Below are 23,222 nucleotides of genomic sequence, written 5' to 3'. Positions count from 1 at the left end.
CGGTGGGAAGGCGGGGTGGGTCCGGTTGCGGGGGCGTGAGCCGCATGGATGCGGCGACCGAGCTTACATGGACGTACTTGCAGCGGCCCCCGCAACCGGACCCACCCCGCCATCCATCAGGAAACCAGCTTCTGCTGTTGCTGTTGCTGTTGCTGTTGCTGTTGCTGTTGCTTTGGCCTCGGCAGGTGCAGGGCGCAGCCCTGCCAACCCCTACCCCCTGGCCATTGCCTGCCACCACTGCGCCATCAGCTCCGGCCTGCGCAGCCGCTCTCTCCACCAGCGCAGTGCCGCGCCGTCCTCGCCGGTGCGCCAGGCCAGCCAGAAGGTTTCTTCCGGCTTGTGCTCCTCCACTTCGCGGATCACCAGTTGGCCACGTGCCACCGCCGCGCGCGCGCATGGCTCAGGCAGGAATCCGAAACCCACGCCCTCGCACTGCAGCTTCAACTTGCTGGCCATGTCCGGCACCGTCAGCATCTCCTGCCCCATCAGCAGGCCGACCGTGCGTGGCAGCAGCCGCCGCGCCGAATCGGACACCGCAATCGCGCAGTGCTCGACCAGCTGCTCACGCCCGAGTGCACCTTCCATTGCCGCCAGAGGATGGCTCGGCGCCACCGCGAACACGAACTGCACCGTGCCCATCGGCTCGACCACGTAGCCACCGCCGCTGGGGCCCTCGCCCGGTGCACCGACCAGCAGGTCGGCGCGCCGATCCAGCAGCGCTTCCCACGTACCGGACAGGGCCTCGCCGATCAGCCGCAGCCGGGTCGGCGCCTCGGCCTCACGGAATGCGGCGATGTCCGGCCCCAGCAACCAGGTCGGAAACATCGAGTCCACCGCCAGGGTCAGCTCGGTCTCCCAGCCGGATGCCACCCGGCGCACGCGCAGCTCCAGCTCACGGGCCGCGCGCAGCAGGTGCCGCCCCTCATCCAGCAGCGCACGGCCCGCCTCGGTGGGCTCGGCGCGCGGGCCGAGCCGGTCGAACAACTGAACGCCCAGATCCTCTTCCAGCTTGGCCACGGTGTAGGAAATGGTCGAGGGCACCTTGTGCAGCGCCTTGCCGGCACCGGCGAACGAGCCGCGGCGGTCGATCGCGTCGAGGATCTGCAGGGCATCGAGGCTGAGCTTGAGCATTCGAATTTTTCGATGATGGCTGTCAAAACTATCCGTTTTTCAAACCCTGGGTGCAAGCGGATACTTCTCTCCAACGGGGAAACACGCCACTACCGGCCCACCCCGCCCCATCGAAATCATCGAACAAGGAGATTCCATCATGCTGCAGATCCGCAAGAGCGCTACCCGTGGCCTGGCCGAGCATGGCTGGCTGTCCTCGCGCCATACCTTCTCCTTCGCCAACTACTACGACCCGCGCTACGTCAGCTTCGGCCCGCTGCGGGTGATCAACGAAGACAAGGTGATCGGCGGCCAGGGCTTCGGCACCCACAGCCACAGCAACATGGAAATCATTTCCTACGTGCTGGGTGGCGCACTGGAGCACAAGGACTCGATGGGCACCGGTTCGGTGCTGCGCTACGGCGACGTGCAGCGCATGAGCGCCGGCAGCGGCGTCAGCCACAGCGAGTTCAACCACTCGGCCGAGGAGACCGTGCACTTCCTGCAGATCTGGATCTTCCCGGACACCGAGAACATCGCTCCGTCCTACGAGGAAACCCACTTCGCGCCGGAAAGCAAGCGCGGCCAGCTGCGCCTGATCGCTTCGCCGGACGGTGCCGACGGTTCGCTGCGCATCCACCAGGATGCCCGCATCTTCGCCACCATCCTCGACGGCGGCCAGAAGCTGCACCATGCGCTCGGCAACGGCCGTGGCGCCTATGTGCAGGTGGCGCGCGGCCAGCTGCAGGTCAACGGCATCACCCTGGAAGCCGGTGATGCGCTGCAGATCAGCGACGAAGCACAGCTGACCCTGGAGAACGGCAACGATGCCGAAGTGCTGGTGTTCGACCTGCCGCTGTAACCACAACGCCCGCGATGCCGGAATGCATCGCGGGCGTTTTTTGATGGCGCCGAGCCAACGCTCGGCTCTCTGCAGGGCCCGGGTCAGCCAGCGACGGCGGCGCAGGCTTCCAGGATCAGCGCCGTCACCTCGGTCGGCTTCGACGCCAGCGACGCATGGCTGGCATCCAGTTCCAGCAAGCGCTTCGGCTGTATCCGTGCAGCCATGTTCTTCTGGTTTTCCGGCGCGATCATGCGGTCGTGGCGCGACAGCTGATACCAGCTCGGCGTGTGCTTCCACGCCGGGTCGCTGACCGCATCACCGAAGGTGCTGGCCAGCGGCGCCTTCTGGGTGACCGCCATGACCCGGCCTTCGTCCTCGCTCAGATCCTGGCAGAAACTCTCGTGGAACTTGTCCGCGCGCAGCCACAGATATCCGTCGCTGTCCGGCGCCAGGTTCGGCGCCGCTTCCGGCAGGTGCTGCTGGGTGATGCCGCCGGGGCTCTCGCCGGCATCGGGTGCGAAGGCGGCGATGTAGACCAACCCTTTCACGTTGGCCTCATTGCCGGCCTGGCTGATCACCGCGCCACCATAGGAATGGCCGACCAGCAGCACCGGCCCGTCGATCTGCCGGATCATTTTCCGGGTGCGCCCGGCGTCATCGGCCAGCGACGTGAGCGGCAGTTCCACCGCCTGTACGCGATCATGGCCGTTGCGATGCAGTTCCAGGATCACTTTGGCCCAGTGTGCGGCCCCGCCCCAGAATCCATGGACGAGGAGGATGGTCGGTGTCGTGCTCATGTGCAGGCCTCCAGCAGCGGACGGCGGAATGCCGACCGTGTCGCCACTGTGCGTGCGCGGGGTTAATCGCCAGTGACGCTGTGGGGTCGACTGCAATCGTATGCGTCGCTGGATGTCGTGCATGGCACTTGCCGAGGCGACCTGAAAACGTTTTCATTGAGGCTCCCTGGAGCTTCGCATCGCGCATGACGCCCTCATCCCCCCGCGCCCAGCAGCACGCGACCCGCGCTGCCTTCTTCATTCCCGGATTCGCCACCGCCGCCTGGGCGCCGATGGTGCCCTACGCCAAGGCCAAGGCCGGGTTGTCCGACGCCAGCCTCGGCGCCGTGCTGCTGTGCCTCGGCTTCGGTTCACTGCTGGCGATGCCGCTGGCCGGCGCGCTGACCGGGCGCCTGGGGTGCCGCCGGGTGATGGTGATCACCTGCGCCATGATGCTGTGTGCCCTGCCGCTTCTGGTCCTGGCGCCCTCGCCGCTGGCGCTGGGTGCGGCCCTGTTCGTGTTCGGCGCCGGCGTGGGTGCGCTGGACTGCGCGATGAACATGCAGGCCGTGGCGGTCGAGCGCGATGCTGGGCGACCGATGATGTCCGGCTTCCACGCCTTCTACAGCATTGGCGGCTTCGTCGGTGCGGGCTGCATGACCGGCCTGCTGGTGCTTGGAACGCCGCTGTGGGTGGCCGCGTTGGCCTCGGTGACGGCACTGCTGCTGGTGGCGGTGCTGTCGGCGCCGCACTGGCGCCCGCAGCGGATCCTGCATGAAGGGCCGCTGCTGGCGCTGCCACATGGCGTGGTGCTGTTCATCGGCATGCTGGCCTTCGTGGTGTTCCTCGCCGAAGGCTCGATGCTGGACTGGAGCGCGGTGTTCCTGGCCGAAGTGCGGCAGGTCCCGCGCGACCAGGCCGGCGCCGGCTTCGCGGTGTTCACGCTGGCGATGACCGCGATGCGCCTGTTCGGCGATGGCATTGTCGAGCGCCTCGGCCGCACCCGCACGATCGTCATCGGTGGCATCACCGCCGCGGCTGGTTTCGCCCTGGCCACGCTGGTGCCGTCGTTCCCGGTGGCACTGGCCGGCTACCTGCTGGTGGGACTGGGCTGCGCCAACATCGTACCGGCGCTGTTCTCGATGGCCGGCCAGCAGCGGGTGATGCCGGAGAGCATCGCCATCACTGCGGTCACCACACTGGGTTACGCCGGCATCCTCGCCGGCCCGGCCGCAATCGGTGCGCTGGCACACGCCACCAGTCTCGGCTTCGCCTTCCTGTGCGTGGCCGCACTGTTGCTCGGCGTGGCCGCGTCCGCCCGCTCACTGGCACGCCGCCTGCCCTGACAGAAAAAGGGGACGGAGGGGATTAAATCGTTTCTTGCCCAGGTGTGCGGGAAACGACTTAATCCCCTCCGTCCCCTTTTTCAGCGGTGGGCCAGCCATTCGGCCTGGGCCGGCAGCTGTGGGGCCGGGCAGGCGCTCTTCGGGTGGTGTTCGTCGCGCGCCATCCAGTCATCGACCACGCCGGCCAGCAGATCCAGCCGCAATGGCAGGGTGATGTGGTCCTCGCCGCGCATCTCGATGTAGTGCGCGCGCGGGTTGGCCTGCGCCAGTTCGCGGCCCTGGCTGACCGGGATGTGCTGGTCGCCCTGGCCGTGCAGCAGCAGCACGCAGGCGCGGGTACCGGCCAGCGCGCGCGCCACGTCCACGCGGTCCAGGTCGACGTCGATCCGGCGGCTGGCGGCAGCGATCACCTGATTGATGTCCTGGCCGCCATAGCGCCAGCGCGCGTAGGAGGCCACCGCCTGCGCCTTCAATCCTTCCGGCTGCAAGCCCATCAGGTGCGGGATCATCGTGCGGATTGCCACGCCGGCATTGGCGAACGACTCCATCGCCACCACGCCGGCCACCTGGTCGCCCAGCTTGTCGGCCGTGAACACCGCCGTGGCGGCGCCATAGGACACGCCGAACAGGTACAGCGGGCCGGTCACTTCACCGCGCGCGCGCAGCTCACCGATCACATCGACCACGTCATCCGATTCATAGGTGCCATAACCGGACGGGCCGGCACCGGACTGGCCGTGGTTGCGCAGGTCCAGGGTGATCACGCGGTAGCCGGATCCGGCCAGCTGCAGCGACCACGGCAGCATCGAATCACCGTTCATCATCCAGCCGTGCAGCAGCACCACAGTGCCGCGCGGCACCTGTGCGCGGAACGGCTGCGGTACTGCCAGGCTCAGGCCGGTATCCAGCGGCAGGCCGTTCTCGTGGCGCTGCGGCAGGTAGTGGTAACGCGCGCCGTAATCGCCGGGATCGAACACGCGCCAGAAGATCGGCACGCCATCGCGGCCCGGCGCGAAGCCGTGGCGGTTGGGCAACTCGGCGATGGCCGCGGCGATGCGCGGGCGATCGAGCAGGGTCGACACGCCACCTGGCGCGATCAGCCGGTCGGCGAGCGAGGTCGATGAGGCATTGATCGAGGATGAGCATGCAGCCAGCCACAGGCCGGCGCACGCCAGCAACAACAGCAGCAGGCGCTTCATATCACGTCATAGGGGTGAATCAGACAGGACGGGACGTTAACGCCCCAATAGGCCGGTCATCTATCGCGCATGGATGACGGCTTGATGACAGCGCAGGAACGATTCAGCTTCGTGTGCAAGCTGTACGCGTTCAGTCATTGATCCGGATCAATGAACGCGCGCGCGCGATTGCCCACAGTGCGGCCATGCGCACTTCGCTCAAGCTCGCCCTTGCCCTGGCCGCCACCATGGCTGTCGCGTACGGCATCGCCCGCACCACGCCCTACTGGTTCGCCCCCCGGCAGACGGCCCAGGTCGACATCCACGACCCGGCGCTCATCGCGCAGGGGCAGTACCTGTCGCGCGCCGCCGATTGCGCCGCCTGCCACACCGCGCCGGGGGGCAAGCCGTTCGCCGGTGGCCTCGGCATGCAGACGCCGATGGGCACGCTCTACTCGACCAACATCACGCCCGATCCGGACACCGGCATTGGCGCCTACGACTACGCCGACTTCGAGCGCGCGGTGCGCCGCGGCATCCGTCACGATGGCCAGCCACTGTATCCGGCGATGCCATACGCCTCGTACGTGATCGCCAGCGATGCCGAGATCAAGGCGCTGTACGCCTATTTCATGGGCTCGGTGCAGCCGGTGAAGCAGGACAACGCCGACAGCACGATCCCCTGGCCGGCCAACATGCGCTGGCCGCTGGCCTGGTGGCAGCTGCTGTTCGCACGCCCGCGCACGTTCAACCCGGATCCGTCGTTGGATGCCAGCCAGCAGCGCGGCGCCGAACTGGTGGAAGGCCTGGCCCACTGCGGCGCCTGCCACACGCCACGTGGCCTGGCGTTCCAGGAAAAGGCGATGGCCGATGATGGCAGCCGCCAGTTCCTGTCTGGTTCGGTGCTGGAAGGCTGGTATGCAAAGAACCTGCGCAATGAATCGACCGGCCTGGCCAGCTGGAGCGAGCATGAGATCGTCGACTTCCTGCGCACCGGACGCACCGATCGATCGGCGGCCTTCGGTGGCATGGCCGATGTGGTCGAGCACAGCACGCAGTACCTGTCCGACGCCGACCTGCTGGCCATGGCCCGCTACCTGAAACAGCTGCCGGCGCGTGAGGGCCGCAGTGCGCAGTGGTCGCCCGGTACCGACACCACCACCGCCGCACTGCGCAGCGGCGACTACCGTGTTGCCGGTTCGCTGGCCTATGCCGAGCATTGCCAGGCCTGCCATCGTGCCGATGGCCGCGGCATGCCGAGTGTCTACCCGGCGCTGGCCGGCAACTCCATCGTGTTCGCCGATGATCCCAGCTCGCTGGTCCAGGTGACGCTGATCGGTGGCCGCACGCCGCATACCGCGCATGACCGCATGGCCTTCACCATGCCCGGCTTCGAACAGCTGCCGAATGCGCAGCTGGCACAGATCCTGACCTTCATCCGCAGCAGTTGGGGCAACCAGGCCAGCGCGGTGAGCGAGGTCGACGTGGCGCGCATGCGCCGGGTGGTGCGCGACAAGCCGGTGCACTACGTTCCGCAGGAGGCCACACGATGAAACGTTCGCGCAAGCGCTCCTGCCTGCTGGTCGGCAGCGTGGTCACCCTCGTGCTGCTGGCCGGCGCCGGTACCCTCGCCTATCGCCATCTGTACCCGGACCTGGATGCTGCCGTAGCCAGCACGATCGATATCCTCGATGCGCAGGGCAAGGTGGTCGGGCACTACCACGCGCCCAGCGCCGAGGAGATCGCCGGGCTCGGCAACGCCGAATCGGTGATGCTCGGCCGCCGCATCCTCAACGAGACCGCACGGCTGCTGCCGGACAATGTCGGCAACGATCTGAACTGCAACTCGTGCCACATGGCCGAAGGCAAGCGGCCGTTCGGCAATCACTACTTCAACACCGGCGGCGGCGCCTATCCGCGTTACATGCCGCGCCCGGGCAAGGTGATCGGGCGGGTCGAGCGCATCAACGGCTGCCTGCAGCGTTCGATGAACGGCAAGCCGCTACCGAAAGACTCGCCGCAGATGCGCGCGATGCTCGACTACATGGCATGGCTGAGCAGTCCTGTGCCAGAGGGTGCAAAGGTGGCCGCCCCCAGTGAGGGACCCATCGACAGCACGCTGACCCCGGACCCGATCCGTGGCCAGGCGCTGTACGCCGTGCAGTGTGCGGCGTGCCATGGCGACAACGGCGAAGGACGGCGCGACGCCAGCGGTGACATCGCCTTCCCGCCACTATGGGGCGACCACAGCTTCAACATCGGCGCCGGCATGGCGCGCCTGTACAAGGCGGCCGGCTTCGTCAAGCACAACATGCCGCCGGCGGTGACCCGCGAGCCGCCGCTGGGCCAGCAGGTGATGCCCGACCAGGATGCGGTGGACATCGCCAGCTACTTCATCAACCAGCCCCGGCCGGACTTCGCCAACAAGGCCAAGGACTGGCCGCGCGACCCGAAACCCAAGGACGCGCGGTACTGAGCACCCCGTGGGTCAGCGCTTGACCAGCTCGACCCGCCGGTTGCGTGCCTTGCCTTCTTCGCTGCCGTTGTCAGCCACCGGCCTGTCGGCACCGAAGCCGGCCGCCTGCAGGCGATCGGCGGCGATGCCCTTGCTGGTCAGCGCGGCCACCACCGACCGTGCACGATCCTCGGACAGGCTGCGGTTATGCGCCACAGCGCCGCTGTTGTCGGTGTGGCCTTCAATCGACAGCTTCAGCGAAGAATCACCCTGCAGAAGCTGCAGCACCTGCGCCAGCTGCGGTTCGGAGGCCGGCAGGATCTGCGCCTTGTCGGTGGCGAAGTTGACCTCGATCGCCACCCGCCCGTCGCTGTCCAGCTTCTTCTTCAACGCATCGGCCGGCAGCAGCGCCGCGGTCTGGGTGAAGCCCTTGCGCTCGGCCACCACCCAGCCGGCACTGAGGTATTCCAGCCGCGCGTGCACCCACACCTGGCGCCCGTCGGCCAGATCGACGCGGTAGACCACGCTGTCGTAGTTGTTCCAGTTGTAGCTGGCAGCTTCGCTGTAGGCCGACTGCACCGGCTTCGGCACCCCCTCGGCGGCCTCGCGCGGGATGCGCCCCTCGAACACCTTGGTGCCGTTGACCTGGGCCATCATCGCTTCCAGGTTGCGGCGCACTTCGTGCATCGAGTATTCGCGCTCCCCCTTGTCGAAATCGGCGGCGAAGGTACGACCTTCGACCTGCTCGAAGTGATCGCCGGTCCAGAACGGGAAGGCATCGAAATCACGTTGCTGCGCCTTGTTGCGATCGCCATAACCAGCCGGCAGGGACAGGTGCGGGAAGCTGTCCGACCACTTCGCGGTGGCCTTGAACGGCACTTCATCCACCACCACCAGGCCAGCGCCATTGCTGTCCACCGCAAGCTGCACCCAGACGGTGCGGTTGGCCTGGCGCAGCACGTAGACCGTGGTGGGCGCGTCCTGCTCGCCGTTCACCGCGTCGATGAAGCCGCCACCGATCTCGCCTTCCAGCTGCGGGCCATAGTAGATGTCGCGCAGCAGCATGCCTTCAAACACCTTGCGACCACCGGCGGCCGTGATCACACCGTCGAAGTTGCGCTGCACTTCCAGCGCAGAGAACGCCTTGCCGGGTGCCGCTTCACTGTCGATCACGATGCGTGCCGACCAGCTAGGGCCTTCCACCCAATGCACCCCCTCGCCCATGCGGAACGGGAAGCGCGCCCATGCGCGAGGGTGCGGCGCGTTCTGCGGCGCATAGCCCTGCGGCAGGCTGAAGAACGGCAGTTTGCCCAGCGGGGCGTCGCTCAGCGGCACGCTGGCTGGGTCGAAGGGCACCAGCGGCACAGCCTTGCCCTCGCGGTCGGTGAGTGCGGCGCCATCGGCCGCAGCGGGCGAAACCGGCGGCGCTGCCTCCGCTGTCGCGTTTCCTGTGGCCATCGGCGGCGGCTGTGCGCCCGCCTGTTCGCCTGAAGGCGTCCGGTTGCATGCTGCCAGCAGCACCAGTGCTGCGCCCCCCAGCCAGATCGTCGACCGCTTCCGCATCGCCAGCACCTCAGCTCCATTGAAGTGCCGAGCATACCCGAAGGCCGTGACCTGCCCCACAGTGCCATCGTCGTTGCGCGGCCACGTCATGCCGATGTCATTGCCGCTGCCGACACTCCGGGGCTTCCCTCTGCTGAAGGTCCGGTTTCGATGCGAACGATTGCGCGCTTTCCCCGTGTCTCGCTGCTTGCCCTGCTGATCGCCCCCGCACTGGATGCCCTGGCCGAGGCACCGCAGGGCGAGGCGACCGAAGCGCGCAGCGGCGATGCCCGCACCCTGGACCAGGTGCAGGTGATCGGTCAGGCCACCAGTTACGCCAAGACTTCGGTGCGTGCGGAAACGCTGAACCGGCAGACGGTGATGAGCAGCGTCAACGATGCACTCAACGAGGTGCCAGGCGTGGTGGTCAGCGAAGCCGATGCCACCGGTTCGTCGGTATGGGGCACTCAGATCAGCATGCGCGGCTTCGTCACCAACCGCGACACGCAGCAGATCGGTACCACCATCGATGGCCTGCCCAACGGCGGTTCGGGGTATGGCGGTGGCTCGCTGGCCAACCGCTACATCGACACCCTGGACCTGGAAACGGTGGAAGTCAGCCAGGGGACGGCCGATATCTCCTCGCGTTCGAACGAAGCGCTGGGCGGCACGCTGAACTTCCTCACCAGCGATCCACTGCAGGACAGCCGCCTGCGTTTCGTGGTCGGCGCCGGTGACAACGATGCGCGCAAGTACTACGTGCGCTACGACACCGGCCTGCTGGGGGGCCATACCCGCGCGTGGGTCAGCGCGTCTTCGTCGAAGGTACACGACTGGATCGATGGCACCGGCCACGCCAGCAACGATCACATCGCCGGCAAGTTCATCACCGAACTCGACCGTTGGACGCTGACCGGCTACCTGTCCTACAACGATGCCGACGAGCCCGAGTACACCAGCGTCTCGCCCGCCGGTTTCGCCACCAACCCGGAGCGCGACAACCTGGTCGGCACCCTCACCGGTATTCCCTACCTGGACCAGAACTACCGCTCCGGCTCGCGTGCGCTGCGCGAGAACACCTTCGGCTACCTGCGCGCCGCCTTCGATGGCGGCAACGGTTTCAAGGCCTCGATGGCCGCCTACGGGCACCGCATGCAGGGCCGCGGTGACTGGCTGCCACCGTACCTGGCGCAGGTCAGCGATGACGGAGCCGGTCGCCCGGAGTCGGAATACACCGGCGGCAAGACGGTGTATGGCGGCAGCAACCGCGGCCAGATCTTCTTCGTCAATCCTGATGGCAGTGCCGCGCAGCGCCTGGCCAACTGCACTCCGCGACGGGGCTTCACCGCCGAGTACGACCCTGACTGCTACGCCGGCAACGTGCTGGGTGCGCAGTCCTACCGCCACACGCACTACGACAACGACCGCATGGGCGTAACCGCCGACGTTGAATGGCGGAAGACCTTCGGCGCGTTCGACAACACCCTCCGTGGCGGCCTGTGGGTGGAGAAGCTGGACCGCTCTGCGCGCCGTGACTGGCACCGCCTGCTCGATGTCGGCCAGGACATTGCCTTCGACCACCAGCCGTACTGGGTGCAGTTCGAGGACAAGTACAAGGTTGACGAGCAGATGTACTACGTCGAGGATGTCGCGCGCTTCGGGCCGTTCAGCGCGCGACTGGGCGTGAAGCAGTTCTTCGTCGACCAGTCACGCCGCCGCGTGATCGGTGCCAGCGAGCACGTGAAATCCGACTCCAGATCCGATCCGCTGCTGTCCACCGGCTTTACCTGGGCGCCCGGCGTGGAAGGCATGGAGCTGTTCGCCGGCTTCTCGCAGAACTTCGCCGCCATCCCGTCCGGCGTGCTCGGCGAGACCGATCCGCAGCGCTTCCGCAACGTCGAGCCGGAGACCGCCGACAACATCGAAGTGGGCATGCGCATCAGCCGCTGGCCGCTGACCGCCTCGGTGACGCTGTACAACATCAAGTTCGACAACCGCATCGTCTACCTGCCGGCCGGCTTCGTCAGCGGCATCGACTACCTGGGCGAGACCGACGGCGTCTACGAGAACTTCGGCGGCGTGGAAAGCAATGGCCTGGAGGCGGCATTCGGCTATGGCTGGGACAATGGCTGGCGGATCAATGCTGCCTACACCTACAACCGTTCCAAGTACCTGGGCAGCGGCAACGCCGCACGCGATACCCAGCTGGGCATCGTCGACGGCGCCCGGGTGATCGGCCAGCCGGAGAACACGCTGGTGCTGTCGGCCGACTGGCAGGGCGCGAACTGGAACGTCGGCCTGTCCGGCCGTTATCTGGGCACGCGCTACCTCGACGCCGCCAACGTCAACACGCTGCCCTCGGCCACGGTCTTCAACGCCAACATCGGCTTCGACCTGCAGGGCCTGTCGCCACGGTTGAAGGGAATGGGTGCCAACCTGGTGGTGAGCAACCTCACCGATAAGCGCTATCTTGCAGGGGTGGACGGCCGCGACAACGCTTTCATCGGCGCCCCGCGCACCGTCGGCATCTCTTTCCGTGTGGACCTGTGAGTGAGCCCGTGACCGATATCGGCCGACGCCGGTTGTTGCAGGCCGGCGTTGCCGCCGGCCTTTCCCCGCTGCTGCCCAGCATCGCCCGGGCCGCAGCGATTGCTCCTGCGGCGCAGACCCGCAGCCTCGAAGACCTGCAGCACATCGTGGTGTTCATGCAAGAGAACCGTTCGTTCGACCACTACTTCGGCACCCTGCCGGGCGTGCGCGGTTTCGGCGATCGTTTCGTCGCCCCGGCGGCCGCGCTGGACGCTGGTGGGCGTATCCGCAGTCTGTGGCTGCAGCCCGATGCCAGCGGCAAGCGGGCGATCGCACCCTTCCCACTCGATACCGCCGCGGACTTCGGCTACATGCGCGTGGAAGGCACGCCGCATACCTGGCCCGATGCACAGCGCGCCTGGGACCACGGGCGCATGGGGCAATGGCCAAAGGCCAAGCAGAACCACTCGATGGGCTACTTCCAGCGCAGCGACCTGCCGTTCCAGTTCGCGCTGGCCGATGCGTTCACGATCTGCGACGCCTACCACTGCGCGATGCAGGCCGGCACCAACCCGAACCGGGTGTTCCTGTGGACCGGCCACAACGATGCCGCCGCCCGCGCCGGTGGCCCGGTGATCGCCAACTCGCACGACAACTTCCCTGAATACGGCGGGCATCCTGCATCGTACCGCTGGACCAGCTATGTCGAGCGCCTGCAGAAGGCCGGCGTGTCCTGGCAGATCTACCAGGACATGGCCGACAACTTCACCGACAACCCGCTGGCCGGCTTCGACGCGTTTCGCCAGGCCTACAGCGCTGCACCCGGGCACGACCCGCAGCTGCGCACCCGCGGGGTCAGCACCCGTGGGCTGACGCAACTGCGCCAGGACGTACTCGACGGGCGCCTGCCGCAGGTCAGTTTCATCATCGCCGATGCCGCCGGCAGCGAGCACCCCGGCCCGTCCAGCCCGGCCCAGGGCGCGGCCTACACCGCGCGCGTGCTGGATGCACTGACCGCCGATCCGGAGGTGTGGAGCCGCACCGCCCTGCTGCTGATGTTCGACGAGAACGACGGTTTCTTCGACCACATGCCGCCACCGGCCCCACCTTCGCCCGTGGACGGGGGCTGGGCAGGCGCCTCGTCGGTCAGTACCGAGGGTGAATATCACCGTCATCCCGCGCCCGGGGACGAGAAGTACGATGCCGCCGAACTGCGTGGCCGCCCCTATGGGCTCGGCCCGCGCGTGCCGCTGTACGTGATCTCGCCGTGGAGCCGGGGTGGCTGGGTCGATTCGCAGGTGTACGACCACACGTCGGTCATACGCCTGGTCGAGCGCCGCTTCGGTGTGGCCGCGCCAGACATTTCTCCGTGGCGCCGCGCGGTCTGCGGTGACCTGACAGGCGCCTTCGACTTCGCCCAGCGCGACACCCGCCCGTTCGTGCGCGGCCTGCCCGACGTGAGCGCGGTGGCTGCACGCGCCGCCGCCCTGCCCGGGCGTACCGTGCCGGCGTTGCCGGAAGGACTGGAACCGGCGAAGCAGGAACGTGGCGTACGCCCTGCGCGTGCCCTGCCCTATCGGCCACAGGCATCGATTGCCGCGGTGGATGGGGCGGGCGTGGAGCTGGCGCTGTCCTGCGAAGGTGCGCCGGCAGTGCTGCATGTGTACGACCGGCTGCGGCTGGATGCCGTACCGCGCCGCTACACGCTGGTGCCGGGTGCGCCGCTGCGCCAGCGCTGGCCGTTGGATGCCCAGGGTCGCTATGACCTGTGGCTGCTCGGCCCGAACGGCTTCCACCGCCACTTCCAAGGGGCGGCCAGGGATCCTGTCGTGCAGGCTTCGATCGAGCGCACGGATGGGCAACTGCGGCTGCACCTGCGCAACCTGGGGGCCAGCGCACAGCAGGTGCGTGTGCAGGCTGGCGCCTATGCCGGGCACATGCCGGAGCAGGCGCTGGCGCTGCCGGCGCGCGCGGAAACCACGGTGGCGTGGGACGCAACGCCCACGGCAGGCTGGTACGACCTGCACGTCGGTGCGGGCGGCAGTGCCCTGCGCCTGGCCGGCCGCGCCGAGGACGGGCGGCCTGGCACCAGCGATCCGGCGATGGGCAGCGAGCCATTGCGGTTCGAGCACGATTGAAGAATTCCTGTAGAGCCGAGCCCATGCTCGGCTGCTTTCGCCCCGGTCGCATTGCCCCGAAAAAAGCAGCCGAGCGTGGGCTCGGCTCTACAGCGCAGACCGGTAGACTCAGGCCTCCTGCAGCCCCGGCCGGCCGTGCTCCACCGCGTAGCGCTTCCAGCTCTGCACGGTACCGTTCGGCCGCATCACGGCATCCAGCGTCTTCATGTCACCGATCCACGCATCGCGGGTGACATCGCACAGCACATAGCCGCGCTTGTCGATGGTGGCCTTCAGGTGCGGGCTGTGCCGCAGCTGATTCTGCGCATACGCGTCCACGCCCTGGCCGTCGGCCCCCGAAGTGATCGAGGTGGCAAGGAACTCGCTGGAAACCACGCCCGAATCACGGTGGTCCTGCACAAGATCGCTGGCATAGTGGCGATGCGCATCGCCGCAGGCGGTCACCACGTTGCCGAACCCCACCTTCTGGATGTGATCGAGCAGGCGCCGGCGGCTGTCCAGATAGCCCGACCACTGGTCATCGGACGACTGCACCACCCCGTCCTTCTCCCGCATGTAATTACCCAGCGCCACCTGGTGGGCGATGGTATGCCAGCGCGGTACTGCATCGGCCAGGCCATCGAACAGCCAGCGCTCCTGCTTCGCCCCCACGATGCTGCGCTCCGGCGATTCAACCTCCTTGCGCAGCGCCATGTTCACCTGCTTGCTGCGGTACTGGCGGGTGTCGAGCAGGTGCAGGTCCATCAGCGTGCCGTACCGTGCGCGCCGGTACATCTGCATGTGGCCATCGCGGGGGAATGCCGAACGGCGCAGCGGCATGTTCTCGTAGTAGGCCTGGAATGCCTGCGCACGGCGCAGCAGGAACACTTCACTGGGCGTGTCATCCTGGTCTTCGGCACCGGCCCAGTTGTTGTCCACTTCATGGTCGTCGAAGGTGACGAACCAGGGTGCCGATGCATGTGCGGCCTGCAGGTCGGCATCGCTCTTGTACTGCGCGTAGCGGCGGCGGTAATCATCCAGCGAATAGATCTGCGGGCCGACGTGGTTGCGCAGGTTGGTGAACGGCTGGCCGTTCATCTTCCGCACGCCCGGCTGGCTTTCGCCTTCGTAGATGTAATCACCGTAGTGGAAGACGAAATCCAGCGGTTCCTCGGCGATACGTCGCCATGCGGTGTAGTGGCCTTCCTCATAGTGCTGGCAGCCCGCCACGGCGAAGCGGACGCGATCGACCGCCGCCGAGGCCGCCGGCAACGTGCGGCTGCAACCGATCGCACTGGCGTGGCCGCCCACCGTGAAGCGGTACCAGTAGGGCCGGCCAGGTGCCAACCCCTCCAGTTCCACGTGCACAGCGTGGCCCAGTTCGGGATGCGCCATTGCCGAACCCTTGCGTACCACCTTGCGCATGCCTTCGTCCGCGCCCAGCTGCCACTCGACCACCATCGGCCGCGCCGGCATGCCACCGCCGAACACCAGCGGCTCGGTCGCCAGCCGCGTCCACAGCACCATGCCATCGGCCGAGGGATCACCCGACGCCACGCCCAGGGTGAACGGCGTGCTGGCGAAGCGCGGCGAGGCCAGCAGGTTGCGCGGGTTCAGCGCGGCGGCGTCGGTCTGCGCGGCCAGCGCGTGTGCCGTGCCCATCCAGGCACCGGCGGCGGACAGGCCGGCCAGGGCCAGGAATCGCCTGCGATTGATCGTCTCCACGGCGGCGCCCTCAGTTGTAGATGATGTGGAAGTAGAAGAAGCGGCCGTAGTCGTCGATCTCGGTACGGAAGCGCCCATTCGGGCCGGTGCTGTAGGTCGGCTGGGTGTTGAACAGGTTCTTGGCTTCGTACTTCAGCGTCACGTGCTTGCTGACCTTGTGGCTGAAGGCCATGTTGAAGGTCATGTACGGGTCGTAGTACGAATCCAGCCATTCGGTGTCACCGAAGTCGACCAGCATCCGGCTGCGATAGGTACCAGACAGGCGCAGCTGCGCGCTTTTCCAGGGCATGCGCCAGATCGCCGAACCATTGAGCGACCAGTCCGGCTGGTACAGCAGGCGGTCCAGTCGGCGCGCGGTGCCATCACTGATGCGATAGTCAGTCTGGCCTTCGAGCCGGGTGGCGTTGAAGTACATGTCGAAGCGCTGGCGGCCCCACTGCAGGTTGCGGTTGGCCACCGCGAACTCGACGCCACGCAGCTTGGACTCATCGGTGTTCATCGGCTGGGTCACCCGGTAGCGTGTATCACCCACGTTCTCGAAGGTGGTCAGGGTGTAGATGTCGTCCTTGATCACCTTGTCGAACAGCGCCACCGAGACCAGGCCGTTGTTGCCGTTGAAGTACAGGTCCCACGCCAGGTCGATGTTGGTGGAACGGCGCGGCTGCAGATCAGCGTTGCCTTGCTTGATGGTGCAGAAGCCCCTGCCCTCCTCGTCATCGCCACAGTTGGTGCTGGTGGCCTGGGCGATGTTGCTGGGCGTCGGCCGGCCAAGCGTGCGGCTGGCGGAAAAGCGCAGGCGCTGGTTCTCGCTCAGCGTGAACGTTGCATTCAATGAGGGCAGCAGGTTGTTGTAGCCACCGCTCGTGTTGCGGAAGGCCGAGGTATACGTAGTGCCGCCATCATCGCTGAACGGGCTGTAGGCATCGAAGCGGGTGTGGTCGTAGCGCAGGCCGCCGATCAGCAGCAGCCGGTCCCAGGCGTAGTGCGCGGACACATAGGCATTGGTGATGTCCTCCACGTACTTGTAGTCGCTGGTGAAGTCGGCATTCGGATACGCCGCATCGTTGTTGCCCAGTTTCGGCAGCAGTTCCTCGTTCCACTTGCGGTTGTCGATCAGCGGGAAGCCCGGCACGCTGCCCAGCAGCGTCGATCCCGGATACAGGTAATCGTTGAGCGTGGCGCTGCTCTTGAAGTAGTTGAAGTCGATGTCCTGCCAGATCTTCAGGTGGCGGTACTCGGCGCCGGCGGCAAGGCCGAAGCCACGCGCATCGGTGTCAATGTTGTAGGTGAAGTCGGCGCGCAGGTTGTCGATGCTCTCCTTGGCATCGCGCGGGGAGACATAGGCCTGCGCCGGGTTGAGCTTGAACGCCGAACTGGTCAGCAGGCTGGAATCGGAAACCGCCACCGCGTTGGGGAATCCATGGCTGTCGTTCTCGTAGTCGACCAACAGATTGCTCGGGTAGGCGCGTACACCCCAGTAGACCTGGTTGTTGTGGAAGGTCTCTTCGGTGTGGCCAGCGCGCAGGGTCAGCCGCGAGCGATCACCGGTATCCCAGTTGAAACTGGCGATGGCGCCACGGTTGCTGCGGTCCCAGCGGTCGTGCCGGTTCTTGATGTAGATGCTGTTGATCTGGGTGGTGCCGCTGTCCTCGGTCTGGTTGCGGATCGGAAACTTGGCATTGCCGTACAGATCGGTCTTGTTCATCGTCGAGTTCTCGTAGAACCGGTACGAGTACAGCAGCAGCGACGCGTAGAACGGATCGTCCGACGGCTTCCACTCCAGCTTGGCCGAACCGCCGAAGTTGGTGATGAAGTTGGTGTAGGTGCCGGTGCTGAAATTGCCGGGCGCACGCAGGCCGTTCCAGCCCTTGGCCTCATCCGGCCCGGTGGTGCCGTCAGTGAGGTACTTGCCAGCATCGTTGTAGTAGTAGTTCGACTCCACCCAGCGCTTGACGCTGTTGCGCGAGCGCTGCTCGTAGCGCGCTACCGCGACGATGCCGAATTCCTGGTCGGCGCCGAACGGGCTGGAGAACACCATCTTGGCACTCTTGCCAAAGTGCCCCAGGGTCTGGTGGTTGCCACCGGCACTGCGCTCGACATTGGTCTCGGCGGTCGAATAGATCCCTGCTACATCGGCGAACACGTATTTTCCGGAACGGTCGAAGGCACTGCGGCTGATGATGTCGATAACGCCGCCGATCGCATCCGGTGCCTGCTCCGCACTGAAGCTCTTGTAGATGTCGGTACGGGTACCGATGTCGCTGGGAATCAGCTGCAGGTTGTTCATGCGCTCACCCGAGCCACTGCCACCCACGCTGGCAATCGCGATGCCATCGATGGTGGTGTAGTTGAGGTTGGCCTGCACGCCGCGCACAGTCACGTAACGGGGCTCACCGGCATCCTCCACCGCACTCAGGCCTGGCGCGGCCATCAGGCTTTCGGCCAGGGTTTCGTCGCCATAGCTGTCCATCTCGTCGTAGACCACCGAATCCTTGATCACCGGCGAGGTCTTCTTCTGGTCGATCACCTCGTGCGCGGCAATCACCTTCACTGTGTCCAGGGTCGGTGCCACCACCGCCTCGGCCTCGCGCGGCTTCGCTGCGGCGGGCTTCGGCGCGTTGCGTGCGGGCGCCGGATCGATGGCGATGACATTGCCATCGACCACGGTGTAGCCCAGGCCGGTACCCGCCAGCAGTGCATCCAGTGCCTGCTTGACGGTGGCACCGCGCGGCACCGCACCGGCCATGCGGGCATCGCCGCCGGCCGAGTACAGGAACTGCACCCCGGAACTGCGCGACAACTGCTCCAGTGCACGCGCCAGCGGCTGTGCCGCGATCGGCGTGGACACACGCGCCTCCAGGCCATCGGCAGCGGCGGCGAGGGCCAATGGCATGCTGCCGGGAGACAGGGCGAGGATGATCGACAGGTAGAGCGTGTTGCGCATCACGGGTCCTTGGAAGAGAGGAGGCAGCAGGTGCCGCTGCGTGGCTCGGCAGCGGCTTCTCCCAAGTAAGAGCCCGCATCCACCGAAGTGGAGAACGCGGATTCGATGAATTTTTTCTGACAGTCCACGACCGCGCGGGCCTCAGCGACTGCCAACCCGCACGGTGTCGCCTTCGCGCCTCACCACGAAGCGCGGATCGCGTTCGAGGAAGGCCTGCAGCGCACCGATGCGATGCGCATCGAGGCTGCCGGACAACCGTGCCGACGCCGCGCTTTCATCCAGCACGCGCACCTGCACCTGGTTGTGCCGGTTGAAGGCAGCTGCCACCTCGTCCAGCCGCTCATCGAGGAAGGACACTTTGCGCTGCTGCCAATCCAGCAGCATCGACAATGGCAGGTCCAGCGGCTCGACCGCATGGCTGCGCACATCGACCTGCACCACCCGCCCCCGCTCCAACCGGGCCAGGCGGCGGGCGTCAGCGCCCTGGCTCCAGACCTCGACCTCACCGGAAACCACGCCGATGCGCGTGCTCCGCAGCCGTCGCGACACATCGAACACCGTGCCGATGTCCCGGATCTCCAGGCCGTTCACCTGCACCTCGAACGGGCGGCGGTCGCGGGCGATGTCGAACGTGACCTCACCCTGCAGCAGCTCGACCTTGCGGCTGAACCAGCCCATGCGTACCCGCAGGCGGCTGTCCGCGTTGAGCCGCACCTGTGTCTGGTCGGGCAGCACCAGCTCACGCAGTTCACCATGATTGGCGCTGTACAGCTGCTCGGTTGGCATCAACGGCGAAGCCAGACCCACGCCGAGCAGGGCGACACAGGCCGCGGCAGCCGCCGCCCACCAGTGCGCACGACCGCGACGCGGCGCAACGCGCGACGGCGCATGCGTGCTACCGAACAACGGCACCACCTTGGCCGCCGCCTCCCGCAGCGGCGGCGCCTCGTCAACCAAGGGCGATTGCAGCGCTTCGCCCACCTGCCGGTGCAACGCGAGGGCGCGCAGGTAGGCGCGTACATGCTCGGGCGAGCGCTTCATCCAGTCCAGGAACGCGACGCGCCCGGCCTCATCCAACGGCCCCTCGCGATTGCGCAGGAACCAGTCCATGGCCTCGCAGGCGATCGTGTCGTCGGCCACAGGCGATGAATTCCGGTTCATGTGAGCTCCCTGGCGCCCAGCGCCTTCCTGCAGGCCTCCAGACCCTTGCCGATATGCTTGCGCACCATGTGCACCGACACCTGCAACTGCTGGCTGATTGCCGGGCAGTCCAGCCCGTCGCGATAGTGCAGCTCCATCACCCGCCGCGTGGTCGCCGGCAGACGTGCGATGGTGCTGCGGATGTCGTTCCAGCGCTGCGCGCGCTCGAACTCGCCTTCGATGTCTTCTTCGCTTTTCAGCACTTCGGCCAGCAGATCGACGTCTTCCAGCAGCGGCAGCGACGACCGCGCGCGTGCATGCTCGCGCGCCAGGTTGGCCGCCACGGTGAACAGGTAGGCTTCCGGATTCTCGATCGCATCGGCATCCTCGCCGGTGCTGCGCAGCAGGCGCAGGTAGACCTCCTGCGCCAGGTCCTCGGCATCCTCGCTGGCCGAACCGCGGCGCAGGAAGAAGCCACGCAGCAGCCGGCGCCGCAGTTCGTAGCTCTTCTCCCAGATCCTCACGCTGTTCACGGCCGGCCAACACCCCGAGGCTGGAAAGCCCCGCAGGGTGACGGCCATCGATGACAGTGGCGTTGCAGCAGTCACCCATGATGGGGCGCGCTACGCCAACCCTTGCTTGCCAGAGACCCAAGCCGGACCCGCCTATCGAAGCCACGGGGCCGGGCCTACGCTTGTCTTCCCGGTGGCCGCCACGGTCGCCCTTCGCGTCACGGCCCCGCCGTTGCGACCCCCGCTCCAGTGCTGTGCGCCCTGCCGGTGTTGTCGCCCAGGCAGAGCCGGCGCCCTCTGGAGACAGTCATGAACCCAACCCCGATCCCCTTCGATACCGACCCGCTGGAAACACGGGAGTGGCGTGAATCGCTGGAGGCGGTGATGCAGGCCGGCGGCCGGCCGCGCGCGCACTACCTGATCGACCAGCTCAGCGAGCTGGATGCGCAGCAGCACGGCGACCTGCATGCCCGTGCATGGACGGCCTACGTCAACACCATCCCGCCGGAGCGCCAGCCGGCTTACCCGGGCGACCTGGCCATCGAGCGCCGCCTGAACGCGATGATCCGCTGGAACGCGATGGTGATGGTGCTGCGTGCCGGCAAGCATTCCAACGTCGGCGGCCACATCGCCACCTACCAGTCGGCGGCGGTGCTGTACGACGTCGGCTTCGATCATTTCTTCCGTGGCCGCACCGACACCTTCGACGGCGACATGATCTACATCCAGGGCCATTCCGCGCCCGGCATCTATGGCCGCGCCTACGTGGAAGGCCGCATCGATCCGGCGCGGATGGACAACTTCCGCCGCGAAGCCGGTCGCGACGGGCTGTCCTCATACCCGCACCCACGCCTGATGCCCGGGTTCTGGCAGTTCCCCACCGTGTCGATGGGCCTTGGCCCGCTGACCGCCGCCTATCAGGCGCGCTACATGCGCTACCTGGAGTACCGCGGCCTGAAAGAGCACCAGGGTCGCAAGGTGTGGGCCTTCCTTGGCGATGGCGAAATGGACCAGCCCGAATCGCTGGCGGCAATTTCGCTGGCCGGCCGCGAGCGCCTGGACAACCTCGTGTTCGTGGTCAACTGCAACCTGCAGCGCCTGGATGGTCCGGTGCGCGGCAACGCCAAGGTGATCCAGGAACTGGAAGGTACGTTCCGCGCGGCCGGCTGGAACGTGATCAAAGTGATCTGGGGCAGCGGCTGGGACGACCTGCTGGCCCGCGATCACAACGGCCTGCTGCGCCGACGCATGATGGAATGCGTGGACGGCGACTACCAGACCTTCAAGTCGCAGAACGGCGCCTACGTGCGCGAGCATTTCTTCGGCCACTACCCCGAGCTGCTGGAGCGGGTTGCGCACATGAGCGACGACGACATCTGGGCGCTGGCGCGGGGTGGCCATGATCCGCAGAAGGTCTTCGCCGCCTACCAGCAGGCGGTGAACACCCGCGGCCGGCCGACGGTGATCCTGGCCAAGACAGTCAAGGGTTTCGGCATGGGCGAGGCCGGCGAAGGCCAGAACATCAATCACCAGCTGAAGAAGATGAGTGCCGACGCGGTACGCGCCTTCCGCAACCGCTTCAACCTGCCGGTCAGCGACGACCAGCTGGAGGACATGCCGTACCTGCGTCCCGAGCCGGGCAGCGCCGAAGCCATCTATTTCGCCGAGCGACGCCACGTCCAGGGCGGGCAGCTGCCGGCGCGCCTGGCCAAGGTCGATCCGCTGCCGCTGCCACCGCTGTCGATCTTCAACACCCAGCTGCAGGGCAGCGGTGATCGTGGCCAGTCCACCACCATGGGCTTCGTGCGCATCCTCACCAGCCTGCTCAAGGACCCGGAACTGGGCAGGCGGGTGATTCCGATCGTGCCCGATGAATCACGCACCTTCGGCATGGAAGGCCTGTTCCGCCAGATCGGCATCCATTCGTACCTCGGCCAGCTGTACACCCCGCAGGATGCCGGCCAGCTGAGCTATTACAAGGAAGCCAAGGACGGCCAGATCCTGCAGGAAGGCATCAACGAATCCGGAGCGATCTGCTCGTGGATCGCCGCAGGTACCGCCTACAGCAACCACGGCCTGGCCACGATTCCGTTCTACATCTTCTATTCGATGTTCGGCCTGCAGCGCGTCGGCGATCTGGCGTGGGCCGCTGCCGACGCGCGTACCCGCGGCTTCCTGCTCGGTGCCACGTCGGGCCGCACCACGCTGATGGGCGAAGGCCTGCAGCACGATGACGGCCACAGCCACGTGCTGTCGTCGGTGATTCCGAGCTGCGTGTCCTACGACCCGACCTACAACTACGAGCTGGCGGTGATCATCCACGACGGCCTGCGCCGCATGTATGTCGAGCAGGAAGATATCTACTACTACATCACCGTACTCAACGAGAACTACCCGCAGCCGGCACTGCCCGAAGGCACCGAAGCCGGCATCCTGAAGGGCCTGTACCTGCTGCACGCCGCCGCGCCAGGGACCGCCTCGCAGCCACGCGTGCAGCTGATGGGCAGCGGCGCGATCCTGCGCGAAGTGGAAGCGGCGGCCGAGCTGCTGCGGCAGGATTTCGGCATTTCCAGCGAGGTGTGGAGCGCGACCAGCCTGACCGAACTGCGCCGCGATGGCCTGGCCGCTGAACGCTGGAACCTGCTGCATCCGGCCGAAGAACCGCGCTTGCCCTACGTGCAGCAGTGCCTGCAGGGTCGTGAAGGCCCGGTGGTGGTGGCCACCGACTACATGAAGATCGTCGGCGACCAGATCCGTCCCTTCATCAACGACCGACGCTTCACCGCGTTGGGCACCGATGGCTTCGGTCGCTCCGATACGCGTGAATCGCTGCGCACCTTCTTCGAAGTGGACCGGCATTTCATCGTGCTGGCGGCGCTGAAGGCACTGGCCGACGAAGGCCGCATCGAGCGCGCGCGCGTGCAGGAAGCAATCGACCGCTACGGCATCGATGCTGGCAAACCCGATCCGGCCGCCGCCGTGTAAGGCCGTTGCATTCACCACG

Annotated in this window: 15 protein-coding genes; 7 read left to right on the top strand and 8 right to left on the bottom strand. The window is 66.7% G+C overall.

What is annotated here, in order from left to right:
* Positions 1–210: 210 nt before the first annotated feature.
* Positions 211–1,131, bottom strand: a complete 921-nt coding sequence (locus ARC23_RS17275; RefSeq protein WP_057498335.1) for a LysR substrate-binding domain-containing protein — start codon at positions 1,129–1,131, stop codon at positions 211–213.
* 139 nt (positions 1,132–1,270) lie between these two features.
* Here ARC23_RS17275 and ARC23_RS17270 point away from each other — a divergent pair, with 139 nt between their 5' ends.
* A complete protein-coding gene (locus ARC23_RS17270) occupies positions 1,271–1,972 on the top strand; it encodes a pirin family protein (RefSeq protein WP_057498334.1) in 702 nt (233 codons plus the stop codon).
* 83 nt (positions 1,973–2,055) lie between these two features.
* Here ARC23_RS17270 and ARC23_RS17265 read toward each other — a convergent pair whose 3' ends face one another.
* Positions 2,056–2,751, bottom strand: coding sequence for an alpha/beta hydrolase (locus ARC23_RS17265; protein WP_057498333.1), 696 nt, complete (start codon positions 2,749–2,751; stop codon positions 2,056–2,058).
* Positions 2,752–2,936: 185 nt separating this feature from the next.
* On the opposite strand from ARC23_RS17265, the gene ARC23_RS17260 reads away from it, so the two are divergent.
* Positions 2,937–4,076 (top strand): MFS transporter, encoded by a 1,140-nt coding sequence (locus ARC23_RS17260; protein WP_057498332.1) that lies wholly within the window; start codon positions 2,937–2,939, stop codon positions 4,074–4,076.
* Positions 4,077–4,156: 80 nt separating this feature from the next.
* On the opposite strand, the gene ARC23_RS17255 is transcribed toward ARC23_RS17260, so the two are convergent.
* Positions 4,157–5,275 (bottom strand): alpha/beta fold hydrolase, encoded by a 1,119-nt coding sequence (locus tag ARC23_RS17255; RefSeq protein ID WP_057498331.1) that lies wholly within the window; start codon positions 5,273–5,275, stop codon positions 4,157–4,159.
* A gap of 185 nt (positions 5,276–5,460) precedes the next feature.
* Here ARC23_RS17255 and ARC23_RS17250 point away from each other — a divergent pair, with 185 nt between their 5' ends.
* Together ARC23_RS17250 and ARC23_RS17245 are read left to right on the top strand one after the other, a co-directional pair.
* Positions 5,461–6,807 carry a c-type cytochrome gene (locus ARC23_RS17250; RefSeq protein WP_057498338.1) on the top strand — a complete coding sequence of 449 codons (1,347 nt, stop codon included), beginning with the start codon at positions 5,461–5,463 and terminating at the stop codon, positions 6,805–6,807.
* Positions 6,804–7,730, top strand: coding sequence for a c-type cytochrome (locus tag ARC23_RS17245; protein WP_057498330.1), 927 nt, complete (start codon positions 6,804–6,806; stop codon positions 7,728–7,730). Before ARC23_RS17250 ends, ARC23_RS17245 begins: the two co-directional genes overlap by 4 nt.
* 12 nt (positions 7,731–7,742) lie before the next feature.
* On the opposite strand, the gene ARC23_RS17240 is transcribed toward ARC23_RS17245, so the two are convergent.
* The gene (locus ARC23_RS17240) at positions 7,743–9,167 is read right to left on the bottom strand and encodes an OmpA family protein (RefSeq protein ID WP_238985264.1); all 1,425 of its coding nucleotides are present in this window, start codon (positions 9,165–9,167) and stop codon (positions 7,743–7,745) included.
* A gap of 255 nt (positions 9,168–9,422) precedes the next feature.
* Between ARC23_RS17240 and ARC23_RS17235 the strand changes: the two genes are divergently transcribed.
* Together ARC23_RS17235 and ARC23_RS17230 are read left to right on the top strand one after the other, a co-directional pair.
* Complete coding sequence (locus tag ARC23_RS17235; RefSeq protein WP_057498329.1) at positions 9,423–11,801, top strand: TonB-dependent receptor; 2,379 nt, start codon at positions 9,423–9,425, stop codon at positions 11,799–11,801.
* A gap of 8 nt (positions 11,802–11,809) precedes the next feature.
* Positions 11,810–13,918 carry a phosphocholine-specific phospholipase C gene (locus ARC23_RS17230; protein ID WP_057498328.1) on the top strand — a complete coding sequence of 703 codons (2,109 nt, stop codon included), beginning with the start codon at positions 11,810–11,812 and terminating at the stop codon, positions 13,916–13,918.
* A 108-nt stretch (positions 13,919–14,026) separates the two neighbouring features.
* On the opposite strand, the gene ARC23_RS17225 is transcribed toward ARC23_RS17230, so the two are convergent.
* The 4 genes from ARC23_RS17225 to ARC23_RS17210 all read right to left on the bottom strand — a co-directional run bounded on the left by ARC23_RS17225 (position 14,027) and on the right by ARC23_RS17210 (position 20,239).
* Positions 14,027–15,622, bottom strand: a complete 1,596-nt coding sequence (locus ARC23_RS17225; protein WP_057498327.1) for an alkaline phosphatase D family protein — start codon at positions 15,620–15,622, stop codon at positions 14,027–14,029.
* A gap of 10 nt (positions 15,623–15,632) precedes the next feature.
* Positions 15,633–18,566, bottom strand: coding sequence for a TonB-dependent receptor (locus ARC23_RS17220; RefSeq protein WP_057498326.1), 2,934 nt, complete (start codon positions 18,564–18,566; stop codon positions 15,633–15,635).
* A 141-nt stretch (positions 18,567–18,707) separates the two neighbouring features.
* Entirely contained in the window at positions 18,708–19,727 is a 1,020-nt protein-coding gene (locus ARC23_RS17215; protein WP_057498325.1) for a FecR family protein, read from the bottom strand.
* Positions 19,724–20,239, bottom strand: coding sequence for an RNA polymerase sigma factor (locus ARC23_RS17210; RefSeq protein WP_057498324.1), 516 nt, complete (start codon positions 20,237–20,239; stop codon positions 19,724–19,726). Before ARC23_RS17210 ends, ARC23_RS17215 begins: the two co-directional genes overlap by 4 nt.
* Before the next feature lie 288 nt (positions 20,240–20,527).
* On the opposite strand from ARC23_RS17210, the gene aceE reads away from it, so the two are divergent.
* The gene (gene aceE, locus ARC23_RS17205) at positions 20,528–23,203 is read left to right on the top strand and encodes a pyruvate dehydrogenase (acetyl-transferring), homodimeric type (protein WP_057498323.1); all 2,676 of its coding nucleotides are present in this window, start codon (positions 20,528–20,530) and stop codon (positions 23,201–23,203) included.
* Positions 23,204–23,222 lie beyond the last annotated feature (19 nt).

Source organism: Stenotrophomonas beteli (assembly GCF_001431665.1).
GTDB classification, from domain to species: domain Bacteria; phylum Pseudomonadota; class Gammaproteobacteria; order Xanthomonadales; family Xanthomonadaceae; genus Stenotrophomonas; species Stenotrophomonas beteli.
This window is presented reverse-complemented; position numbering and strand designations above follow the sequence as displayed.

Excerpts from the sequence above, each read along its gene's own strand:
- ARC23_RS17275 (WP_057498335.1), bottom strand. The coding sequence starts at position 1,131 with ATGCTCAAGCTCAGCCTCGATGCCCTGCAGATCCTCGACGCGATCGAC.
- ARC23_RS17270 (WP_057498334.1), top strand. The coding sequence starts at position 1,271 with ATGCTGCAGATCCGCAAGAGCGCTACCCGTGGCCTGGCCGAGCATGGC.
- ARC23_RS17265 (WP_057498333.1), bottom strand. The coding sequence starts at position 2,751 with ATGAGCACGACACCGACCATCCTCCTCGTCCATGGATTCTGGGGCGGG.
- ARC23_RS17260 (WP_057498332.1), top strand. The coding sequence starts at position 2,937 with ATGACGCCCTCATCCCCCCGCGCCCAGCAGCACGCGACCCGCGCTGCC.
- ARC23_RS17255 (WP_057498331.1), bottom strand. The coding sequence starts at position 5,275 with ATGAAGCGCCTGCTGCTGTTGTTGCTGGCGTGCGCCGGCCTGTGGCTG.
- ARC23_RS17250 (WP_057498338.1), top strand. The coding sequence starts at position 5,461 with ATGCGCACTTCGCTCAAGCTCGCCCTTGCCCTGGCCGCCACCATGGCT.
- ARC23_RS17245 (WP_057498330.1), top strand. The coding sequence starts at position 6,804 with ATGAAACGTTCGCGCAAGCGCTCCTGCCTGCTGGTCGGCAGCGTGGTC.
- ARC23_RS17240 (WP_238985264.1), bottom strand. The coding sequence starts at position 9,167 with ATGGCCACAGGAAACGCGACAGCGGAGGCAGCGCCGCCGGTTTCGCCC.
- ARC23_RS17235 (WP_057498329.1), top strand. The coding sequence starts at position 9,423 with ATGCGAACGATTGCGCGCTTTCCCCGTGTCTCGCTGCTTGCCCTGCTG.
- ARC23_RS17220 (WP_057498326.1), bottom strand. The coding sequence starts at position 18,566 with ATGCGCAACACGCTCTACCTGTCGATCATCCTCGCCCTGTCTCCCGGC.
- ARC23_RS17215 (WP_057498325.1), bottom strand. The coding sequence starts at position 19,727 with ATGAACCGGAATTCATCGCCTGTGGCCGACGACACGATCGCCTGCGAG.
- aceE (WP_057498323.1), top strand. The coding sequence starts at position 20,528 with ATGAACCCAACCCCGATCCCCTTCGATACCGACCCGCTGGAAACACGG.